18 protein-coding genes are annotated in these 19,826 nt (G+C 59.7%); 5 read left to right on the top strand and 13 right to left on the bottom strand.

Translation table 11 applies throughout. The features are described from left to right. Window positions 1–38: 38 nt before the first annotated feature. Genes DSM107133_RS00365 through DSM107133_RS00355 form a run of 3 tightly spaced genes read right to left on the bottom strand, consistent with a single transcriptional unit; the run spans window position 39 to window position 2,762 of the window. Window positions 39–1,193: a CCA tRNA nucleotidyltransferase gene (locus DSM107133_RS00365; RefSeq protein WP_114292312.1), complete on the bottom strand. Its 1,155-nt coding sequence runs from the start codon at window positions 1,191–1,193 to the stop codon at window positions 39–41. Continuing rightward, window positions 1,190–1,783, bottom strand: a complete 594-nt coding sequence (locus tag DSM107133_RS00360; RefSeq protein WP_240310425.1) for a CoA pyrophosphatase — start codon at window positions 1,781–1,783, stop codon at window positions 1,190–1,192. The genes DSM107133_RS00365 and DSM107133_RS00360 overlap by 4 nt, the downstream gene beginning before the upstream one ends. Beyond that, on the bottom strand, window positions 1,773–2,762 hold the full coding sequence (locus DSM107133_RS00355; protein WP_114292314.1) for an Hsp33 family molecular chaperone HslO: 990 nt from the start codon (window positions 2,760–2,762) through the stop codon (window positions 1,773–1,775). The genes DSM107133_RS00360 and DSM107133_RS00355 overlap by 11 nt, the downstream gene beginning before the upstream one ends. 77 nt (window positions 2,763–2,839) lie before the next feature. On the opposite strand from DSM107133_RS00355, the gene DSM107133_RS00350 reads away from it, so the two are divergent. Continuing rightward, the gene (locus tag DSM107133_RS00350) at window positions 2,840–3,286 is read left to right on the top strand and encodes an NUDIX hydrolase (protein WP_114292315.1); all 447 of its coding nucleotides are present in this window, start codon (window positions 2,840–2,842) and stop codon (window positions 3,284–3,286) included. On the opposite strand, the gene DSM107133_RS00345 is transcribed toward DSM107133_RS00350, so the two are convergent. Continuing rightward, window positions 3,265–4,551 carry a fused response regulator/phosphatase gene (locus DSM107133_RS00345; RefSeq protein WP_114292316.1) on the bottom strand — a complete coding sequence of 429 codons (1,287 nt, stop codon included), beginning with the start codon at window positions 4,549–4,551 and terminating at the stop codon, window positions 3,265–3,267. The two genes, DSM107133_RS00350 and DSM107133_RS00345, sit on opposite strands and share 22 nt — an antisense overlap. Window positions 4,552–4,707: 156 nt before the next feature. Here DSM107133_RS00345 and DSM107133_RS00340 point away from each other — a divergent pair, with 156 nt between their 5' ends. Continuing rightward, window positions 4,708–5,040 (top strand): Hpt domain-containing protein, encoded by a 333-nt coding sequence (locus tag DSM107133_RS00340; protein WP_114292317.1) that lies wholly within the window; start codon window positions 4,708–4,710, stop codon window positions 5,038–5,040. 50 nt (window positions 5,041–5,090) lie between these two features. Here DSM107133_RS00340 and DSM107133_RS00335 read toward each other — a convergent pair whose 3' ends face one another. Continuing rightward, window positions 5,091–5,903, bottom strand: coding sequence for an SDR family oxidoreductase (locus DSM107133_RS00335; protein WP_114292318.1), 813 nt, complete (start codon window positions 5,901–5,903; stop codon window positions 5,091–5,093). A gap of 10 nt (window positions 5,904–5,913) precedes the next feature. After that, the gene (ilvA, locus tag DSM107133_RS00330; RefSeq protein ID WP_114292319.1) at window positions 5,914–7,140 is read right to left on the bottom strand and encodes a threonine ammonia-lyase IlvA; all 1,227 of its coding nucleotides are present in this window, start codon (window positions 7,138–7,140) and stop codon (window positions 5,914–5,916) included. Window positions 7,141–7,254: 114 nt separating this feature from the next. Here ilvA and DSM107133_RS00325 point away from each other — a divergent pair, with 114 nt between their 5' ends. Further along, window positions 7,255–8,475: an argininosuccinate synthase gene (locus DSM107133_RS00325; RefSeq protein ID WP_028955590.1), complete on the top strand. Its 1,221-nt coding sequence runs from the start codon at window positions 7,255–7,257 to the stop codon at window positions 8,473–8,475. Here the strand turns inward: DSM107133_RS00325 and DSM107133_RS00320 are convergent. Continuing rightward, window positions 8,465–9,175 carry an HAD family hydrolase gene (locus tag DSM107133_RS00320; RefSeq protein ID WP_240310428.1) on the bottom strand — a complete coding sequence of 237 codons (711 nt, stop codon included), beginning with the start codon at window positions 9,173–9,175 and terminating at the stop codon, window positions 8,465–8,467. The genes DSM107133_RS00325 and DSM107133_RS00320 overlap by 11 nt on opposite strands. Before the next feature lie 102 nt (window positions 9,176–9,277). Between DSM107133_RS00320 and msrA the strand changes: the two genes are divergently transcribed. After that, window positions 9,278–9,922: a peptide-methionine (S)-S-oxide reductase MsrA gene (gene msrA, locus DSM107133_RS00315; RefSeq protein WP_205387764.1), complete on the top strand. Its 645-nt coding sequence runs from the start codon at window positions 9,278–9,280 to the stop codon at window positions 9,920–9,922. Window positions 9,923–9,934: 12 nt separating this feature from the next. On the opposite strand, the gene DSM107133_RS00310 is transcribed toward msrA, so the two are convergent. The 4 genes from DSM107133_RS00310 to DSM107133_RS00295 all read right to left on the bottom strand — a co-directional run bounded on the left by DSM107133_RS00310 (window position 9,935) and on the right by DSM107133_RS00295 (window position 15,347). After that, window positions 9,935–10,894, bottom strand: coding sequence for an IS110 family transposase (locus DSM107133_RS00310; RefSeq protein ID WP_243253540.1), 960 nt, complete (start codon window positions 10,892–10,894; stop codon window positions 9,935–9,937). 221 nt (window positions 10,895–11,115) lie between these two features. Then, complete coding sequence (locus DSM107133_RS00305) at window positions 11,116–12,081, bottom strand: response regulator (protein ID WP_114291849.1); 966 nt, start codon at window positions 12,079–12,081, stop codon at window positions 11,116–11,118. Window positions 12,082–12,216: 135 nt separating this feature from the next. Beyond that, entirely contained in the window at window positions 12,217–13,092 is an 876-nt protein-coding gene (locus DSM107133_RS00300; RefSeq protein WP_114291848.1) for a ribokinase, read from the bottom strand. Continuing rightward, complete coding sequence (locus tag DSM107133_RS00295) at window positions 13,092–15,347, bottom strand: NADP-dependent malic enzyme (protein WP_114291864.1); 2,256 nt, start codon at window positions 15,345–15,347, stop codon at window positions 13,092–13,094. Before DSM107133_RS00295 ends, DSM107133_RS00300 begins: the two co-directional genes overlap by 1 nt. Before the next feature lie 122 nt (window positions 15,348–15,469). Here DSM107133_RS00295 and mutS point away from each other — a divergent pair, with 122 nt between their 5' ends. Further along, complete coding sequence (gene mutS / locus DSM107133_RS00290) at window positions 15,470–18,100, top strand: DNA mismatch repair protein MutS (RefSeq protein WP_240310361.1); 2,631 nt, start codon at window positions 15,470–15,472, stop codon at window positions 18,098–18,100. Between the two features lie 31 nt (window positions 18,101–18,131). Here the strand turns inward: mutS and DSM107133_RS00285 are convergent, their stop codons facing one another. Together DSM107133_RS00285 and hrcA are read right to left on the bottom strand one after the other, a co-directional pair. Then, entirely contained in the window at window positions 18,132–18,695 is a 564-nt protein-coding gene (locus DSM107133_RS00285) for a nucleotide exchange factor GrpE (RefSeq protein WP_114291847.1), read from the bottom strand. A gap of 9 nt (window positions 18,696–18,704) precedes the next feature. Further along, window positions 18,705–19,769, bottom strand: coding sequence for a heat-inducible transcriptional repressor HrcA (gene hrcA, locus DSM107133_RS00280; protein ID WP_114291846.1), 1,065 nt, complete (start codon window positions 19,767–19,769; stop codon window positions 18,705–18,707). Between the last annotated feature and the right edge of the window lie 57 nt (window positions 19,770–19,826).

Below are 19,826 nucleotides of genomic sequence, written 5' to 3'. Positions count from 1 at the left end.
CGTGTCTTGCATCCAGATAGCCCGAAACGCGGGGAATGTCAGCCCAAAAGCTGCGCGCGGGTCAGCTTAAAGTCCGAAGCGATCCAACGCGCCTCCAACTCTTTCAGCTTTGCACCCAGTTCCGGGCCATGCAGCGCGGGCATCAGATCACCCGCAGCGATTGGAAACTTTGCCGCATCACCCCGGGCCGCGGCTGCCGCATCGCCCACGTTTACAGGCGTTTCGAACAACGCAGACCGCAGTGCAATCACATCCAGCGCGACGTTCCGTCCGTGGCGATAACCCAGTTCGGCGGCTCCTTCGCCGGTGCCCGCAAGCTCACGCAGAACCGCGAGTTTCCGCGCATCCGCCCGTGACAAACGCAACCGGTCGGCCACATCCTCGCCCCCCAGAACCGCCAGACGGCGCATCGGATCGGGTGACAGGTCAAGCATGGATTCGGCGTGGATCAGCGGCGCCAGCCACCGCACCTGTGCGCCGGTCAACACCTGTGCCAACACGCCCACGCGCTCCATCACCGCCACGGCAGGTGCGGGATCGGGCGCGCCCAGCAGCTTGGTCATCTCGGCCCCGACCCGTTCGGCGGACAGCTGCGCCAGCCCGTCTAGATGGTCCGCTATTGCGGCCAGCGCATCGGCGTCAAAACCATGCGCGGGGTCCGCGTACCATGCGGAGAACCGGAAGAACCGCAAAATGCGCAGATAATCTTCGCGGATGCGGTCGGTGGCATCGTCAATGAACACCACCCGCCGCGCCAGCGCATCGGGCAAACCGCCCAGCGGGTCAACCACCGTGCCATCCGCGCGGGCATAGAGCGCGTTCATCGTGAAATCACGCCGCCGCGCATCCTCGGTCACATCGGTGGAAAAGGCGACGACCGCACGCCGTCCATCGGTTTCAACGTCATTGCGGAAGGTGGTGACCTCATAGGGTTCGCCCCCGATCACCACCGTCAGCGTGCCGTGATCAATCCCGGTCGGGATCGTCCGGAACCCGGCGTCTTTGCAGACCTTTTGCACCTGATCCGGTGTTGCATCGGTGGCAATGTCGATGTCACTGGCCTGAACGCCCAGAACCGCGTTACGCACGCAGCCGCCGACAAACAACGCCTGAAACCCCGCACCCTCAAGTGCGGCACACAGCGCCAGCGCCCCGGCATCGTTCAGCCAGGGCACATCGGCAGACAGTTTCATGTCATCCGTTCGGTCCATGCCCGCAACATACGCGCGGTTGCGCCCCAAATGTAATAGGGACCGTAGGGCACCGTGTAATAGGTGCGCATCACCCCGCGCCAGCGCCGTGATTGGGTGATGTAATTGTCAGGGTTCAGCACATGGCTCAGCGGCACCCGGAACACCTCGGCCACTTCGCCGGTTTCGGGCAAGACCTGAAACGGCTCGCCGACATAGGCCAGAACCGGTGTGACCAGAAATCCGGTGCCGGTTTCATGCGGCGGCAGCGTGCCCAGCACCTGCACCAGTTCCGGCGGCAGGCCGATCTCCTCATGCGCCTCGCGCAGGGCAGCGGCGGTCACATCGGTATCGGTGTCATCCTGTTTGCCACCGGGAAAGGCGATCTGCCCCGGGTGATGTTTCAGCGCCGACGACCGCGTAGTCAGGATCAGCTCCAGCCCCGCCGCGCCGTCAACCATCGCTGCCAGCACACCCGCCGGGCGCAGCTTACGCCCCTCGGGCAGCACCGTACCAGGGTTCAGGTCAAAATCGGACGAAGGCCGCCCCGGACGGTCCAGCGCGGCCTTGATGGCGTTCAGATCAATCGTCACCGGGCGCCTTTTCTGCATCAAAACCAACTGTTTTCGGGTCCAGATCGTAATGCGCGCCGCAGAACTGGCAATCGGCGGTCACGCGGCCATCGTCTGTTGTCATCGTTTCGATGTCGCGCGCCGAATAGATCGACAGGCTTTGGCGTACACGCTCTTCCGAACAGGTGCAGCCAAAACGCACCGCTTGCGTATCGAACACGCGCGGCAGTTCCTCGTGGAAGAGACGCAGCAGCAAATCATTTGGCGGGACTTGCGGGCCGATCAGCTCAAGCTCTTCGACCGTGTCCAGCAGGATGTTCACGCGGTTCCAGTTCTCATGCTTGTCGCCATGCAGCAGGTCGGACGGCTTGAGAACATCGCCCTCGCCTTCCGATTTCGCCATCAGCGGCGATGCTCCGGGCATGTGCTGCAACATCACGCCCCCGGCACGCCAATGTTCCGCCCCGCTGCCTTCGGTGCTTTTGCCAAAGTTCAGCTGGAACCGTGTCGGCAATTGCTCGGACTGCGCAAAATACGCCTCGGCACTGGCCGCCAGCGACGTTCCCGCCAGCGGCGAAATACCCTGATAGGGTGCCATGTCCTGGCCCTGGTCGATAATGACGGCAAAATAACCCTCGCCGACGTTATCGATGGGCGCGCCATCGGTCAGCCGGTCGGCGTCATAGCTGGCATAGGCGCGGATGCGGGCAGGCTCGCCCTCTTCGGACGGACCATAGTAATCGGTCGCGATCATCCGCACCGGACCTTTGGATTGCACTTGCAGCGACAGCTTCCAGCGCAGTTTAATGGTTTGACCGATCAAAGCCGTCAGAAGCGCCATCTCGGCGACCAGGGCTTCGACCTGCGTGGGATAGTCATGTTGTTTGAGAATACCGCCCAACACACCGTCCAGCCGCGCCACGCGGCCACGAATGTCCGAGGCATCAAGCTGAAAAGGCAGGACCGTGTCGTCCCACACGAGTTGGTTTCCGAGTGTCATTGGGGTTTCCTTATGCGCCGGTCGTTGGCATATCGCGTCAATATAGGCGACGCAATCCGCAGTAAAAGGGGCAAGCCATGATCCGACGCGTGGGACCGCCCCCGATCAAAGGTCAGAAATACACCCAACGCGCAGGCGCCTATGCGATTTTGCCGGTTCCGGGCGGCGTGCTTTTGACGGGTCAGCAAGGCGACTGGCTGGACATCCAGCTGCCCGGTGGGGGCATTGATCCGGGCGAATCCCCCCTGCAAACACTGCACCGCGAGGTGATGGAGGAAACCGGCTGGGCGATCTCGCAACCGCTGCGGTTGGGCGCATTCCGGCGGTTTGTCTACATGCCCGAGTATGATCTTTGCGCCGAAAAGCTGTGTACCGTGTTTGTCGCGCACCCGACGCGGCGCATTTGCGATCCGATTGAACCGGACCACATTACGCTGGTGTTGCCGTGGGCCGAGGCAATCGAAAGCATCGGCAACGCCGGCGACCGGATGTTCTTGCAGCGCTACGTTGCGGGGCTGGCCTGATATTCGAACAACACCCCCGACACGTCGTCGGGAAAATCCTGATTGCCCGCAAATTCACTCAGCTTCCAGATCAGCGCCTCGAAAAATGTGGGGCCGGTGACACCATGAAGACTGTGCATGATGTGTCCCAGCCCGTCCTCGTCCAGCAGATCACCTGCATCGTTCGGGCATTCCGTGACTCCATCGGAACACAGCAAAAGCCTGTCGCCGGAACGCAATTGCAGATCAAACTGCGAAAACTCGGCGTCATGAACCAGCCCCACGGGAAATCCACCGGGGCCGACCTGCTCGATCCGCCCATCACTGCGCTGCACCAAAGGATGCGGATGGCCCGCCTGTGCCAGGGTAACATTGCCCGTGTTCAGATCAACATCGGCAAGAAGCATGGTAAAATAGTGCTCTGTGTCCATCTCGTTCAGAACCAGATTGTTGATCGCCCGCATGACCTCAAGCGGCGGGCGAATGCGATAGATACCGTCAGAGTTTGCCGTCAACGCCACGTTCTGATCCGGTGCCGTCGACGACAGATAGCCCGCGAGCCGTGCCGTCATCAGCGCCGAGCTGATCCCGTGGCCCGACACATCAATGGCATACAGCCCCAGATGGTTGTCGCCCGAACGAAAGAACCCGACCAGATCACCACCGACATGACCGCTGGGACGCAGCAGCAACGACACATGCCCCTGTTCAAAGGCAACCGCGCGTTCCCGCACCAGAGACTGTTGTAATTTTTTCGCCTCAAGCAGATCCTTGTCGATACTGTCGTACAGGCGTTGCAATTCGCGTAAAGTTTGCGAAATCAGTTGGTTCTTGCCTGTCAGTTCGCGTTGCATCTGCAAAATGCGGTCGCCCGCCGTGATCCGCGCGCGCAATTCATTCAGATCCACCGGCTTGCTGACAAAATCATCGGCCCCGGCCTCAAGGCCGCGTGCCACTTCCTCTTTTTCCGATTTCGATGTCAGCAGGATGAAATAGCCGTATTCGTCGCCTTCCAGCTTGCGAAAGGCATCGCAGAATTCCAGCCCGTTCATGCCCGGCATCATCCAGTCGCTGAGCACCAGATCAGGGGTCACATCCCGACAGATTTCCAGCGCCGCATCGCCCGAGGCCGCCTCGACAACGTCGAACCCCCAGCCGCGCACCGTTTTACACAGGATGTGACGCTGCAAACGGCTGTCATCCACGATCAACGCGATACGCCGCCGTCGCCGGTCTGGCCCGTCGCTGTGCTGCTGCTCTGTCTGAATCGGGACGGTTGCCTGCATCAAAGTATTTCCGCGTCAAATTCTGTCCCGTACTTGTGGCCCACCACCGTTAACGAATGGTCATCAGATTGCGATAACTGCCTAAAAATCGAATGACTCACGCAATATTTACCTCTGTCAGACATGCTATCCCCACGACCCAAGAGGGAGGCTGCGATGATTGACTGGACTCAGGTAACAGCGCTGCGTGACCAGATTGGCGCGGAAGAAATGGATGAGGTGGTCAACCTGTTTATCGAAGAGGTTGAAGAGGTGACCGAGCGGATGCGCCAGTCCCCGCATACCGCCGATCTGAAACACGACCTGCATTTCCTGAAAAGCTGTGCGCTTAACCTCGGCTTTTCAGATTTCTCTGACCTGTGCCAAAAAGGCGAGAAAATGGCCCGACAGGGTCAGGCCGATCAGGTCGACATCGCGCAGATGTTGCACAGCTATGATGCCTCAAAAAGCTGCTTTCTGGATCAAAAAAACAGTGTTCTGGAGGCCTAGCATCAGTCTTCGCCAAGGTCGATGGTGCACACATTCCAGCAGATCAGAGCCTAAACCAGCTTGTAGAAATCCCTGATCCCGGCCTGACCCAGCTCGCGTTCCGCCTTGGCTTTGAGCCTGCGCATGCCTTCCAGCCAGGCGTCGGGATCATTGGAACGCACCTTGACGTATTCGCCGACCGCAGGGTGCGACAGAATGCGAAACTGCTTGCGCGCAATCCCGTCGATCGTAGCCTGCGCCACATCATCCGCCGTCATCAACGATGGATGGTTGGCGGCATCTGCATCGGCCAGATCAATCAGCGGCGTCGCCACATACTGCGGACACAGCACAGATACGCCGATTCCGTCATGGCCATGGCTGATTGCCAGCGATTCAGCAAAGCTGACAGCAGCGTGTTTCGTCGCGGAATAGGCCGCATCACCGATCTGGTTCAGCAATCCCGCTGCCGAAGCGACATTGACGAAATACCCCGACCCGCGTTCAATCATCTGCGGCAGCAACGCCCGCGCGGCGTAAACATGCGCCATCACATGCACGTTCCAGTTCAGCATCCATGTTTCATTCGACGCCGACGCCGCATGATCCGGCTGGCCACGCCCCAACCCTGCATTCGAGACAAACATATCAATCGGCCCCAACGTCGCGGTAACCCCGTCACACAACGCCACGATGTCGGCTTCGGACGTCACATCGCAAAGCATCGCCATGCCGCCCACCTGATCGGCCAGCCCCTGCGCTGCGTCCATGTTCAGATCGGCCACGCAGACCCGCGCACCCAAGGCCGCAAACTTGCGCACCATCGCGGCACCGATGCCGCTGGCCCCGCCGGTGACGACAATAACCTTGTCCTGATAATCCATGTCTCTCTCCCTAGATGACAAATTGCGCGACGGTCTCGTTGTTGGTGATGTCCGTATAGGCAAAGCCGCCCGCATCCAGCCGCGCGAAAAATCCGGTAAAGTTCTCGGGCGCACTGGTTTCGATCCCGATCAGGACCGAACCAAAGTTGCGGGCCGATTTCTTCAGATACTCAAACCGCGCGATGTCGTCGTTGGGCCCCAGCAGCGACAGGAAGTCCTTGAGCGCACCGGGGCGCTGCGGCAGCCGCAGGATGAAGTATTTTTTGACGCCGGAATAGCGCAGCGCGCGTTCCTTAACCTCGGGCAGACGTTCGAAATCAAAGTTCCCGCCCGAAGCGACACAAACCACTGTCTTACCGCGAATATGGTCCCGCAAATCGCCCAGCGCCTCGATGCTCAGGGCGCCGGCAGGCTCCAGAACAATCCCCTCGACGTTCAGCATTTCCAGTATGGTTGTGCAAATGCGATCTTCGGACAGGTCGATCACATCGCTGCGGGCAATGCCGCGCAACCGGTCAAAGGTGCGCACGCCAATGGTTGCCACCGCAGCACCGTCCACGAACGTGTTGACCGACTTCACCTCGGTCGGCTGGCCCGCCTCGACTGCCGCTGCCAGACTTTTGGCACCGGAGGGTTCAACGAAGGTATAGTGCGTGTCCGCCCCGAAATAACTGTAAACCCCCGACGACAACCCGCCGCCGCCCACAGGCAGCACAATACGGTCCGGCACGCGGCCCAGCTGTTCTTCGATCTCGACGGCGACAGACGCCTGCCCTTCGATCACGTCCTCATCATCGAAAGGCGACAGGAAATGCGCGCCTTCTTGCGCGCAAAATGCCTGTGCCGAGGCGAGGGTGTCGTCGAAATAGTCACCGATCAGCCGCACTTCGACGGCGTCCCCACCGAACATGCGCGTTTTCTGCACCTTCTGCTGCGGCGTCGTCACCGGCATGAAGATCACCCCACGCACGCCAAAGTGCCGGCACATGAACGCCACGCCCTGCGCGTGGTTGCCCGCCGAAGCGCAGACAAAAACCGACTGTCCCGGAATGACCTTGCGCATGGCATTGAACGCTCCGCGCAATTTGTAGGACCGCACCGGGCTCAGGTCCTCGCGTTTCAGCCAGATGTCAGCGTCATAGCGCGCCGACAGCAGATCGTTGCGCAACAGCGGGGTCGCTGGGAAAACCGCGCGCATTTCGGCGGTGGCGGTCCGGGCATCATCTTTGAACGTCATGGCAGTCCTTTCAGGTCATTCCAGCCCTAAGCGCCCTGTGTGCAAGGGTCAATCTTGCCCCGAGGGCCGAAACCTTATATCGCGGCCAGCAAAACCCTAATGTGGAAAGAACCAATGAGCGCGCCAAAGAAAGTAGTGCTGGCCTATTCCGGCGGCCTCGACACCTCGATCATCCTGAAATGGCTGCAAACCGAATACGGTTGCGAAGTCGTCACATTCACCGCCGACCTGGGTCAGGGCGAAGAGCTGGAGCCCGCGCGGGCCAAGGCCGAAATGATGGGCGCGTCGTCGATCTATATCGAAGACGTCCGTGAAGAATTCGTGCGCGATTTCGTGTTCCCGATGTTCCGCGCCAACGCGCTGTACGAAGGGTTGTACTTGCTGGGCACCTCGATCGCGCGCCCGCTGATTTCCAAACGTCTGGTGGAAATCGCCGCCATCGAAGGCGCCGATGCCGTCGCCCACGGTGCCACCGGCAAGGGCAACGATCAGGTGCGCTTCGAACTGGCCGCCTATGCGCTGAACCCCGACATCAAGGTGATCGCGCCATGGCGTGAATGGGATCTGTCCAGCCGCACCAAGCTGCTGGAATTTGCCGAAAAGAACCAGATTCCCGTGGCCAAGGACAAACGCGGCGAAGCGCCGTTCTCGGTCGATGCGAACCTTCTGCACACCTCGTCCGAGGGCAAAGTGCTGGAAGACCCCGCGCAGGACGCGCCCGATTACGTCTATCAACGCACCGTCGCGCCCGAGGATGCACCAAACACGCCCGAATACATCGAAGTCGGGTTTGAGAAGGGCGATGCAGTCTCTGTCAACGGCGAAGCGATGTCGCCTGCGACTGTGCTGACCAAGCTGAACGAACTGGGCGGCAAGCACGGCATTGGCCGTCTTGACCTGGTCGAGGGTCGTTTTGTCGGCATGAAATCACGCGGCATCTATGAAACGCCCGGCGGCACCATCCTGTTGGAAGCGCACCGTGGCATCGAACAGATCACGCTGGACCGGGGTGCGGCGCACCTGAAAGACGAGCTGATGCCGAAATATGCCGAGCTGATCTACAACGGCTTCTGGTTCTCGCCCGAGCGTGAAATGCTGCAGGCGTTGATCGACCGCAGCCAGGAACATGTGACAGGCACCGTGCGTCTGAAACTGTACAAAGGTCTGGCGCGCACCGTGGGCCGTTGGTCCGAACACTCGCTGTATTCAGAGGCACACGTGACCTTCGAAGACGACGCAGGCGCCTATGACCAGAAAGACGCCGCAGGGTTCATTCAACTGAACGCCCTGCGCCTGAAACTGCTGGCCGCGCGCAACCGTCGCCTTAAAGGCTAAGTTTTTTCTCTGCCATCCGCGTATAATAGGGCATCGCCGCATCGGCGATGTCCTGATATTCGGGCGGCAATTCCGGCAACGGGCCTTCGGCCCCTGCGAACCCCGTTGACCGGTGCACCGCGTTGTACCAATGGGACGCCCATACGCCGTCGTCGGCGTGGCCACCGGCAGGCCAGTTCAACATGCCCGCATCCCAATCGATTCCAATCGCATCACACAATGCGCGCAGCATCCCCTCGGGGTTGTCACGAATGTCGGCGGAATCGATGACAACAGGTGCCTCGGTTGCATCGAACAGCGCCGCCTGCTGGACAAACCCGATGTCGCTCAGGCTCGGCCCCTCGCGTTTCTGCGCATAGCTGGCCAGAACGCGGGCCGGGTGGCGGATCAGGAACACGTTGGTCATCTGGTCCATCCAGTCGCGCGAGATGCCGTCAATCATGTGGTGCGCCATGTGCTTTTGATAGAAAACAGGCTCTGACACAGGGGAAATCAGCGTTTCAGCGACTTTTTCCCCGTCAGTAGGCTGCGCCGCCAAAATCTCATCACGCATCGGATGGTCGATGCCCGACGCTTTCAGATAGGCAGCATAGAATGGCTCGTCCACCACCTTGGAATCGCTGCGCGCGCCAAAGCTGTACATCATCGCCGTCGACAGGTTGCGCGGTCCCGACCACATTGCGATCCGTTTGGTGTTCATGCGCTGCTCCTTGTCTTGCGGCTTCACCTTGGCGTGACCGGTGTGTCAATTGCTTGAGCAAAACGGTCTTTCCCCTACATGCTGAACCAAAGGGAGTTTGTCATGATTTTTCAACGTTTGTTTTTGATCGCCGCCGCCTGTGTCGGCACCGCCACCGCTGTTCAGGCCGCAGATATGAAAACACTTACCGTCGCCGGCGGCTGTTTCTGGTGTGTCGAGGCTGACTTTGAAAAGGTCAAAGGCGTGAAAGAAGCCGTATCAGGCTTTGCCGGGGGCACCGTGGCCAACCCGAACTACAAGCAGGTCGTGTCAGGCGGAACTGGCCATTACGAAGCGGTGCAAATCACCTATGACGCGGATATTGTTACAGCAGGCACATTGCTGAACCTTTTCTTCCGCTCTGTCGATCCGCTGGATGCGGGTGGCCAGTTCTGCGACCGTGGCGACAGCTATCGCACAGCGATCTTCGCCGCCAATCCTGCGCAAAAGCAAGCAGCACAACAAGCCAAGACCGAGGCCCAAGCCGCCTTGGGCAAGACCGTGGTTACGCCCATCCTGTCCGCACAGCCGTTTTATCCAGCTGACGCCTATCATCAGGATTACTATAAGCAATCCGGTCTGGTGCTGACCCGCTTTGGCCCCAAATCCAAAGCGAGTGCCTACAAGGCCTATCGGGAAGCCTGCGGGCGCGACAAGCGGGTCAAAGAGCTGTGGGGCGATGACGCCCCGTTTGTTCCGGGCAGCTAGCAACTGTATTTCTCAAGCGAGTTGAGTAGTCCATTTCTGCCGACTTTTGCAAAGGGCGTTCACGATTGTCACAAGCTTTCTTGCGACGGCGGTGATTATCACTTTGTGTGGTTTTCCGGCTTCGCGAAGGCGGTCTGCGAACGGCTTCAGGACGGGATTGTGGTGACTGGCGACGAGCGCCGCCTGGAACATAACGTGTCGCAGCGGGCGCCGGCCGCCTCCGATAGCGCGCTTGCCCCGCATCGCGCCGCTGTCATGGGCAATGGGCGCAAGGCCTGTCAGCGCGGCGGCTTGTTCGCCCGTGATCTGGCCGAGTTCCGGCATTTCAGCGATCAACATCGTGCTGGCGACCGGGCCAATGCCGGGAACTGAACGCAAGATGGCAGCAGTCGTGGCAAGGCCTTCCTCTGAGGCGATGATCTGTTCGATCCGGACCTCAAGTCCTGCAATCTGGCGATCCAGTAGGTCTTTCAGGTCACCATCCATGACGTCGAACAGATCATCCGAACCCAGTTTCGCATGCGCCTTGATTTGCGCCAAAAGCCGTTTGCGTGTTTCGACGAGCTGACCACGCTTGGACACCAAAGCCCTGAGAAGACGTATCTTTTCATGCGGCAAGGTCCGCCCTGCATCAGGCCGAAAGGCCATGAACCGCGCGATAAGCTCCGCGTCGATCCTATCCGTTTTCGCCCGCGTGCCCCGGCTGGCGGCAAAGGCTTTGATTTGCGCGGGCGGCAGTTGCCTGGTCGCGACCCCTGCAACGTCGAGGGCCGACCACAGACGCCATTCCTGCCCCCCTGTGGCCTCAAAACAAACCAGCGCACAGGCTGACTTTGCCAGGGCGCCCACGCGCGCATGCCCGTCCTCGGAATTGGGCAATCGAAGTCTCTGATTGCTTGGCAGGCAATGAATGTCCAGCCAATCGCGGCTGACATCTATGCCAAGGATTGCGTCTCGTGTTATCCTGTTCATGTTCTCTTCCTTCTGATCCGTGGTCCAAGCTGGCCACAAGCAACTGTTCGAGATGGATGAAGAGAGACAGTGCTGGCTCGCTAGCAAACGTGGTCCCAATTCAACTTGGGCCACAAGGCTCTGACGCCATACACCGTCCCGTCAGTGACCTCGGCCAAGGTCGCTGACGGGGGAACAATAACAGATCGGAGATACAGAAGGGTCTGGACCCTAAGCCAAGCTTATACTGCCATCGATTCAGACGCATATGTGTCGAACTTGGCTTTCTCGCGGGTCGCGGCCCGTTTGATCGCCCGTTCGAATGTCATTTTCACCCGCTGATTCCGGCTGGCGTTGGGGTGAACCGGCATACCAACTGTCACGGCAACCGGCATTTCACGGCCATCCTCATAGGTCAGGGACAAGCTGTCGACCTCGTCCTGAACCAGATCTTCGATCTCGGGCCAGTCGGGGACGTTGTCGCCGTTAAGAACACACAGCAAGGTGCCATTTCCATAATGCGTCATCAACAGCTCGGGGCAATTCACAACCCGCGAAACAGACCGCGCAACGGCTGCCATCACTTGTGCGAACTCGCGGCTGGTAGCGTGGATATAGATGTTTTGAATATCTTCGACCCGAACCGCAAAAATATGACAGCTGTCCAGATGGTTACGCGAAAGCTGCGATACATAATTGCCCAGTGAAAACGGCTGAACGATCTGTTTGACACCTTCGATAAACGCAGGACTTCTCAGCGCAAACTTGTGCAGGCCCGGCTGGCTGTCAGACTGCATGTCATATGGGTTAAGACGTGGTGCAACATCGGTTTTCTCCCACATACGCTTGGCGACACGCAGCCGGCCGACGATATCTTTTACCGAAAACGGCTTGGTAATATAGTCATTGGCCCCGGCCACAAAGGCCTGTTCGATTGACACCGCATCGGTGTTCAAAGTCAGCATTATGATCGGCGTGTTGCGATAGGCCGCAAGTTTGCGGATTTCGCGGCATAGGGTAATGCCGTCCATATCGGGCATCACGATATCCAGTAGCAGACAGTCAAAAGGCCTGTCTGTCGCCGCCAGTATGTCCAACGCTTCACGACCGGACGGGGCGACGCTGATATCGGTAAAATTTGCCTGCCGCAGGACCGCCGGCAGAAAGTCCAAAATAAACGGGTTATCATCAACTGCTAGAATCTTCATTTCACGCAACCACCTTGTTTGGTTCCAGTAAGACGTAAGGCCCCCGCCTCACATACTAAAGTTACATACTTTGCGTGGGAAATCTACCTACTTTTCAGCAGAGGTCCGTCAACCTTGACGTGACGGCGCCAGAACCTAGCGCAGCCTGAAATCTTCAATGTCTTTCAGATCAGGAATGACATCGGCCGTTCCGTGACGCGTTACCATGATGGCCGCTGCGGTTGTGGCCAGCTCGATGGCTTGTGCAATTGGCAAATCACGGTCCAGACCGGCCACCAGATAACCGGTGAACGTGTCACCGGCCCCGGTGGTGTCAAGTGCGTCAACCTTGACCGACGGATAATGCACCTTGGTTTTGCGAATGTTGTCATAGTGATCGCAGCCGTCAGCCCCGCGCGTCACCACGATCTGGGAGATGTGCAAATCTTCTAGCTTCGCCTCCAGACTGTCGGCGAGCTGCGCAGCCTCGACCGCGTTCAACACCAGAAGGTCCAGATAGGGCAAAACCTTTTGCACCGCATCTGCGTCAAAGGGTGCCGCGGCATAAACCACCTTCAGGCCCAATTGGCTGGCAATCTGCGCTGCCTCGGCCTGACCGTTGGTTTCGTTCTGCATCAGCAGCGTGTCGCCAAAGTCGGCAGAGGACAGCGCAGCCGCGATCATATCGCCGGCCAGAACGCGATTTGCCCCTGAATAGAGAATAATACTGTTCTCGCCCGAGTCATCCACCGCGATAATGGCATGGCCCGTTTCGCCGGTCAGGCGCGCGACATAACGCACGTCGACGCCGTATTCCATCAGCCGGTCCACGGTCCAGCCGCCATCTGCCCCAACGGCGCCAATATGGGCAACGCGGGCGGCAGCACGGGCAGCGGCGACCGACATGTTCGCCCCCTTGCCGCCCAGACCGCGCATCACCTCGGTCGCGGCCAGGGTTTCACCGGGTGCCGGCAAATGCGGCACCCGGTAGACCACGTCGATGTTGATCGACCCGAGGTTCCAGATTGCCATCAGCCGACCTTGCAGGCGGCCAGAACAGCCATGTTCAGGATGTCGTTGGCGGTCGAAACCGTCGAACAGATTTGAATCGACCGGTCCACGCCGGACAGGATCGGCCCGATCACCGTGGCCCCGCCCATTTCCTGCATCAGCTTGACCGAAATGCTGGCCGAATGCCGTGCCGGCACCACCAGAATGTTCGCAGGCCCGGTCAGACGCGAGAACGGATAGGCCTGTTGTGATTTGGCGTTCATGGCGACGTCGACGGTCATTTCACCTTCGTATTCGAAATCAACGCCACGCCGGTCCAGAACCTTGGGTGCCATCGCCATTTTCTCGGCCCGCTCGGACACCGGATAGCCAAAGGTCGAGAAGCTGACAAAGGCCACACGCGGTTCGATCCCCAGATGGCGCGCCACGACAGCGCCGCGTTCTGCGATATTGGCCAGATCTTCCTCGTCCGGCCATTCGTGCACCAGCGTGTCGGCAATCAGCACGATCCGCCCCTTGTGCAACAGCGCGGTGATCCCTGCCGCACCATGTTCGGCGTCGGCATCAAAGACATTGTTGATACGTTCCAGAACATGCGCCGATTTGCGCGTGGCCCCTGTCACCAGACCATCGCCATGTCCATGCGCCAGCATCAACGAGGAAAATACATGCCGGTCGCGCGCGGCCAGCCGGTGGATGTCCGACCGGTCGAACCCGCGTCGCTTCAGCCGATCATACAGAAACGTCTTGTAGGTTCCGAGATGCTGGGTGTTCGCCGCGTTTACGACCTCGATCTCGCGCACAGCGTCGCCCAGACCTGCGGCTTCCAGCTTGGCTTTGACGTCGTCCGAACGCCCGACAACCAGCGCCTTGCCCAGACCAGACCGTTGATACATCACCGCTGCGCGCAAAACGCGTGGGTCGTCGCCCTCGGCAAAGATCATCCGCGCCTGTGCCGCACGCGCCCGGGCGTTGATGCCGCGCAGGATGTTCGCGGTGGGGTCCATCCGCGATTTCAATGACAGCTCATAGGCTTCCATGTCGATGATCGGGCGACGCGCGGCACCGGTGTCCATCCCTGCCTTGGCCACAGCCGTCGGGATACGGTGGATCAGGCGCGGGTCGAACGGCGTCGGGATGATGTAATCGCGCCCGAAGGTCAGGTTCTTTCCATAGGCCAGCGCCACCTCGTCCGGTACGTCCTCGCGCGCGAGTTGCGCCAGCGCGTGCGCACAGGCAATCTTCATCTCGTCGTTGATGGCGCGTGCGTTGATGTCCAGCGCCCCGCGGAACAGATAGGGAAAGCCCAGGACGTTGTTCACCTGGTTGGGGTAATCGCTGCGCCCTGTGGCCACGATGGCGTCCATCCGCACCTCGTGTGCCTCTTCGGGCGTGATCTCGGGGTCGGGGTTTGCCATGGCGAAAATCACCGGATTGTCCGCCATCGACGCGACCATCTGCGGTGTCACGGCACCTTTGGCCGACACCCCCAGAAACACGTCGCAATTCACCATCGCCTCTTCCAGCGTGCGCAGTTCGGTCGTGACCGCATGGGCCGATTTCCACTGGTTCATGCCCTCGGTGCGGCCTTGGAAAATCACGCCCTTGGTGTCGCACATGATACAGTTTTCGTGCCGCGCACCCATCGACTTGAGCAGCTCAAGACAGGCAATGCCCGCGGCCCCTGCGCCGTTCAGCACAATTTTGACGTCTTCGATTTTCTTGTTCGACAGATGCAGCGCGTTGATCAGACCGGCCGCACAGATCACAGCGGTGCCATGCTGGTCGTCGTGGAAAACGGGAATGTCCATTTCCTCTTTCAGACGCTGCTCGATGATAAAGCATTCGGGTGCCTTGATGTCCTCAAGGTTGATACCGCCGAATGTCGGCCCCATCAGCCGCACCGCACGACAAAATTCGTCTGCGTCCTCGGTGTCCAGTTCGATGTCGATGCTGTTCACATCGGCAAAGCGTTTGAACAGAACCGCCTTGCCCTCCATCACCGGCTTGGACGCCAGCGCGCCAAGGTTGCCCAGACCCAGAACCGCCGTACCGTTGGAAATCACTGCCACAAGGTTGCCCTTGTTGGTGTAATCATAGGCCGTCTCGGGGTTCGCGGCGATGGCTTCGCAAGGCACCGCAACGCCCGGCGAATAGGCCAGGCTCAGGTCGCGCTGGGTGGTCATCGGGACCGTGGCGGTGATCTCGAACTTGCCTGGCGTGGGTTCAAGATGGAAGGCCAACGCCTCTTCTGCTGTGACTTTGGTCTTCGACATGTGCAACATTCCTCCAATGTGTTGACCCCTCATAGCCGAGCGATCTGTCGCGCTCAATCAGCTTTGGCTTTCGCTCCGCCGCTGGCGTTTGTAAGGTCGCGCTGGTTTGCATGGGGGCAGGTATGACGGTCACGCCGATGATGGCGCAATTTCTGGAGATCAAGCAGGCGCACCCCGGGTCGCTGCTGTTCTACCGGATGGGCGATTTCTACGAGATGTTCTTTGACGACGCGGTCGCCGCCGCCGAGGCGTTGGACATTGCCCTGACCAAACGCGGCAAACATGACGGCGAAGACATCCCCATGTGCGGCGTGCCGGTGCATTCCGCCGAAGGCTATTTGCTGACGCTGATCCGCAAAGGGTTTCGCGTGGCCGTTTGCGAGCAATTGGAAAACCCCGCCGAGGCCAAGAAACGCGGCAATAAATCCGTGGTGAAACGGGGCGTTGTGCGGCTGGTGACTCCCGGCACGCTGACCGAGGATTCCCTGTTGAACGCACGGCAGCACAATTTTCTGGCGGCCTTTGCCCAGGTCCGCGATGCCGCCGCGCTGGCGTGGCTGGACATGTCGACAGGTGCGTTTCGCGTGATGCCGCTGGACCAGATGCGGCTGGGGCCGGAACTGGCGCGGCTGGCACCATCGGAACTGATCGTTATGGACGCATCAGAGGCTGATTTGGCAGAATTAGTGTCTGATTTCGGGATTTCGATGACACCGCTGTCGCGTGCGACATTCGACAGCACGGGTGGCGAAAAGCGGCTGTGCGAGCTGTTTGCGGTTCAGACGCTAGATGCCTTCGGCAGCTTTGACCGCGCGCAGATTTCCGCGATGGGCGCGATAGTCGAGTATCTGAACATCACGCAAAAGGGCAAACTGCCGCTGGTGCGTCCGCCACAGCAAGAGAACCAGTTGGGACAGGTCCAGATCGACGCCGCAACACGGCGCAATCTGGAGCTGACCCATGCCCTGTCAGGTGGCCGTGCCGGATCGCTGCTGGCTTCAATCGACAAGACCCTGACCGCAGGCGGCGCGCGGTTGTTGGAACGACGCCTCTCCAGCCCTTCGCGCAATGTACGGATCATTCAGGATCGGCTGGATGCGGTCAGTTTTTTCCTTGATAACAGTCTCTTACTCGGGTTGACCGAGCGGTTGCGCCATGTGCCAGATCTGGACCGCGCCCTGTCGCGTCTGTCGCTGGACCGCGGCGGTCCGCGGGACCTGACCGCCATCCGCGACGGCCTGACCCAAGCCGCATCCATCGCGCAGGACGGGCTGGGACCGGATGCGCCACAGGCCGTGGCCGATGCGCTGACCCGTATGGGCGGCATGGATGATCTGATTGACCTGCTGGACGACGCGCTGGTGGCTGAACCGCCCCTGCTGGCCCGAGACGGAGGTTTCATCGCGCCGGGGTATAACGCCGAGCTGGACGAGGCCCGCACGCTGCGCGACGAGGGCCGGTCTGTGATCGCTGCGATGCAACAGGAGTTCGCCAAGGTTACGGGCATTTCGTCGCTGAAGATCAAGCACAACAACGTGCTGGGCTATTTCATCGAAACCACGGCCACCCATGCCGAAAAGATGCTTTCGCCGCCGCTGTCCGAAACCTTTATCCACCGTCAGACCACAGCCAATCAGGTGCGGTTCACCACCGTTGAGTTGTCCGAGATGGAGACCAAGATCCTGAACGCGGGCAATCGGGCGATTGAGACGGAAAAGCGGCTCTATCAAATGCTTTCCGACACGGTTTTGGCAAAGGCGGCCGAGATTTTTCAGACCGCCACCGCGCTGGCCGAACTGGATGTGTCCTGTGCCCTTGCCCGTCTGGCGCGGTCCGAAGATTGGTGCCGTCCGCAGGTGGACGACAGCCGCGCGTTTGACATCGTCGGCGGGCGACATCCTGTCGTGGAAAAATCCCTGCGCGATGGATCGGGTGCGCCGTTCATCGCCAACGACTGCAACCTGACCGCCGAAGACGGGTCGAACATCTGGCTGCTGACCGGTCCGAACATGGCTGGTAAATCAACATTCCTGCGGCAAAACGCGCTGATCGCGCTGCTGGCGCAAATGGGCAGCTATGTGCCGGCAACCTCGGCGCGAATCGGTGTGATCAGCCAACTGTTCAGCCGTGTGGGCGCTGCCGACGATCTGGCGCGCGGGCGATCGACGTTCATGGTGGAAATGGTCGAAACCGCCGCGATCCTGAATCAGGCAGACGACCGGGCGCTGGTGATCCTGGACGAGATTGGCCGCGGCACTGCCACCTATGACGGCCTGTCGATTGCCTGGGCCACGCTGGAACATCTGCACGATGGCAACAAAAGCCGCGCGCTGTTCGCCACGCACTACCACGAGCTGACCGCACTGGCCGGCAAGCTGGACCATGTCGACAATGCCACTGTCGCGGTCAAGGAATTTGATGGCGAAGTCGTGTTCCTGCACGAGGTGCAAAAAGGCGCGGCTGACCGGTCTTATGGTGTGCAGGTCGCGCAACTGGCCGGCCTGCCCTCGTCGGTCATCGCCCGCGCCCGCACGGTGCTGGAAGCATTGGAAAAAGGCGAGCGCGAGGGCGGCGCCACGCAAAAGGCGATTATCGACGATCTGCCACTATTCAGCATGCAGGCAGCCCCACCCGCGCCAAAAATTGCGAAAAGCCCCGTGTTAGAGATGATAGGCGATCTGCATCCTGACGAGATGACACCGAAACAGGCGCTTGAGGCGCTGTATAAACTGAAAGAGGCGGCCAAAATCTGACCGCCCCTTACAAACATGAATTTTACCAGACTTACGATGCAGGCATCGACGACACGCCCACCTGCGCCGGGCGCAACAAACGGTCGTGCAGCATGAATCCTTCGGCGGCAACCTGAATGATGTCGCCGGCTTTGGTGCCGGGCACCGGGGCCTCGAACATCGCCTGATGGTGCTGCGGGTCGAACCTGTCTCCCACCTCGGGCGAGATCATGTCGATGCCGTGTTTTTTGAACACGCTCAGCAATTCGCGCATGGTCAGCTCGATGCCTTCCAGCAACGGACCCGCGACACTGCGCTGGTCCTCGGTCACGGCCTCAAGCGCACGTTTCATATTGTCATACACCGGCAACATATCGCGCGCCAACTTTGACCCGCCATAATTCTCGGCCTCGCGCCGGTCTTTCTCGGACCGCTTGCGCGCGTTTTCCGCATCTGCCAGCGCCCGCATAAAGCGGTCTTTCAGTTGATCCCGTTCGGCACGCAACTGGTCCAGCTCCAACGCTTCGTCATCAATCTCGGCCATTTCGTCCGCGTATTCGTCCGCTTCGGCCGCGTCGATGTCGTCCAGAAAATCGTTCTCTTTCGGCTCCGCCATTCTTCACCTCTAACTTTTATCGGTCAGCAATTTGCCCACCAATTGCGCCGTATAATCCACAATCGGAACGATGCGCCCGTAATTCAATCGCGTGGGTCCGATGACCCCCACCGCTCCGATGATCTTTCGATCTGCGTTCATATATGGGGAAACCACCAGAGAGGAACCCGAAAGTGAGAAAAGTTTGTTCTCTGAACCAATAAAAATGCGCACACCGTGGCCTTCGTCGGTCAATTCGAGGAATTCGGCGATATCACGCTTGCGTTCAAGGTCGTCAAACAGCGTGCGGATTCGGTCAAGATCCTCACCCTCACCTGCAGCGCCCAACAGATTCGACCGGCCCCGCACGATCAGACGCTGATTGCTGTCGTCGTCACCATCCCAAACGGCCAGGCCCTGTTGCACCAGTTCTGCGGCCAGACTGTCAATCTCGCGACGGCGTTTCTTGATTTCACTTTGAATTACCGACTGCACTTCGCTCAGGGTCTTGCCCTCGATCAGCGCGTTCAGAAAGTTCGCCGCCTCGCGCATCGAACTTGGCGTTTGGCCGGGCGAAGGCGTGAACAGTCGGTTTTCGACATGCCCGTCAGCCAGCACCAGCACGCCCAACGCCCGGTCATGCCCGAGCGACACGAATTCGATATGTTTGATCGGCGCCTCGTGTTTGGGGGCCAACACCAGCGACGCCCCCTGCGTGACGCCGGAAAGGGCCGAGCCCACACGATCCAGCAACCCCGCAACATCACGTTCGTTGCCACCGCGCGTCGCGTCGATCTTTTCGCGGTCTGCGGAATCAGGAATGCCAACTTCCATCAGCCCATCCACGAACATCCGCAATCCACGCTGGGTCGGAATGCGCCCTGCGCTGACATGCGGACTGTCCAGCAGCCCCATGAACTCAAGATCCTGCATCACATTGCGGATTGTCGCCGCACTGACCTTTTCGCTGAAATCACGGGTCAGCGTGCGCGACCCCACCGGATCGCCATTCGCAAGATAGCCTTCGACAACGCGGCGAAACACCTCGCGCGATCTGTCATTCAGCTCTTCAAGAATATTCGGTGTATCTGTCATATTTTGCCTCGGCGTCGCCACTAGACGGGCTGGATAACAAAAGGTCAATCGCACTTG

This window comes from Pseudosulfitobacter sp. DSM 107133, assembly GCF_022788695.1.
Taxonomy (GTDB): Bacteria; Pseudomonadota; Alphaproteobacteria; order Rhodobacterales; family Rhodobacteraceae; genus Pseudosulfitobacter.
The sequence above is the reverse complement of the archived record's forward strand: the minus strand, read 5'-3'. Positions and strand labels throughout refer to the sequence as shown.